The organism is Clostridioides sp. ZZV14-6387, assembly GCF_020657835.1.
GTDB lineage: Bacteria > Bacillota > Clostridia > Peptostreptococcales > Peptostreptococcaceae > Clostridioides > Clostridioides difficile_A.
The window spans coordinates 1-1,892 of the sequence record NZ_JAGWCW010000065.1; the positions used below are offsets into that span (position 1 = coordinate 1).

General features: G+C 27.0%; 1 protein-coding gene. It reads right to left on the bottom strand.

Annotated features, from left to right (window positions below):
- Positions 1 to 167: 167 nt before the first annotated feature.
- Positions 168 to 1,796 (bottom strand): IS1182 family transposase, encoded by a 1,629-nt coding sequence (locus KGF38_RS19935; RefSeq protein WP_227832695.1) that lies wholly within the window; start codon positions 1,794 to 1,796, stop codon positions 168 to 170.
- Positions 1,797 to 1,892 lie beyond the last annotated feature (96 nt).

The window sequence follows — 1,892 nt, forward strand, 5'->3', positions numbered from 1 at the left end:
GGGGCTGTCGCATGAGCAAATTAAATTTGTTCTGTGATAGCTCTTTTACTTATCTTAATAAGTACATTTTTAATTATTTTATATAAAGTTTATGTTCTAAGTCAAAAGTGTGCATGGCAAATAAAGGTATAAAAATACCATTTTTTCAGAGATTATAAGTAATGAATTTAAGATACTTTTTTTAAGTTATGAAGATACACTCCACGTTTATTTTTTACTATTTTATTGTGTAGTTTAGAAATATTGTGAGCTAGCGCTACAATAATACATTCTGATAGAATATTTTCTTTACCTCTGCTTAAAAATCTTCTGAATTTCATATTTTGTTTTACTTGAGCGAAAGCTCCTTCTGCTTGTATACTCCTATTCATCCTAAGTTCACACCCCTGAGGGCTTATAATTCTCTTTAAGTTTTCTTTTCTTTTTTCATGAAACAACTTAGAAACTTGTAAGTTTTTAGTCCTATTTTCAAGAGGAATCTTACTAGTATTACCCTTAATACAACTGCTTTTATACTGGCAATTACTACACTCTTCACAAGTGTAGCAAGTTATTTCACTTTTATAGCCTGTTTTTGATTTCCTATTTATTATTTTATTAGAAAATAGTTTTTTACCATTTTTACAAATATAATAATCATTTTCTTCATCATAATCCATATTATCAATACGTCCAATATCAGTTTTATATTTTCTAGTTTTACTAATTTCATAATTTGCAGGTTTTATGAAAGATAATTGATTATTACACTCTAAAAATGTATAGTTTTCCTCACTTTCATATCCAGCATCAGCTACTATTTTAGGATATTTAAATTTAGTATAATCCTCAATAGATTTTAAAAAAGGTATTAATGTTGTAGTATCAGTAGGTTGATGTCCTGAACTTACCCAAACTATATATTCTGAATCTACACCAAATTGTATATTATATCCTGGTTTAAGTTGCCCATTTTTCATATGGTCTTCTTTCATTCTCATAAAAGTTGCATCATTATCTGTTTTAGAATAACTATTTCGTTCACCCATTATATGAAGGTTTTTAGTATATTTTTTCAATCTATCAATATAATTATTTAATTGCTCTATAGATTTTTGAACAGTAGGCTTTCTCTTTCCTTTTCCATGAACAAATGCTACATTTGCTTCTTTTGATATTTTTTTTAGTTTCTTTAAAAGTTTCTTTAAATGATAGATTTTAATTTTATCTTTATAAATTATTTTAATACCAAAATCAATCTCACATTTCAATATGAAGTCAGATATATTATTCATCATTTTAGACATATTTTTATTTATGGTTTTTTTCCAAACAAAAGTATATCTATTGGCAGATGACTCTATTTTTGTACCATCGATAAATAGAGCATCTTTTGAAATTTCATTATTATCTCCAAGGAAGTTTGTAAACTGTGCAATCAAACTTTTGCTTACTGGTGAAAAATGAATACTACGAAATCTTGCAATTGTTGAATGGTCTGGAGCGGAGGCTCCGCCTAGAAGGTAAATAAAGTTAATATCTCTTTTGCATGCTTTCTCTATTTTTCTTGAAGAATAAATGCAGTTCATACCTGCATATATTATAATTTTCAAAAGTTGTCTTGGGGTTACTTTATTTCCTCTAATTCGAGAATAAGTCTTATATAATTTTTCTAAATTCATCTCCTCAATAATTTGACTTAATAACCTTACAGAATCATCTTTTGGAATCATGTAATCAATATTTAGTGGTAATTTAAATTGATAATTATCACCATAAGTAGTATAATCAATTTGTATATTATTTTGTTTTAACATACAATTATTATACATAAATCCTAGGCTCTTTTGAACTTGGGATTTATTTTTTTATGCAAAAAAGGGCGTAGCACTATTTTCTAGTGCGACAGCCCC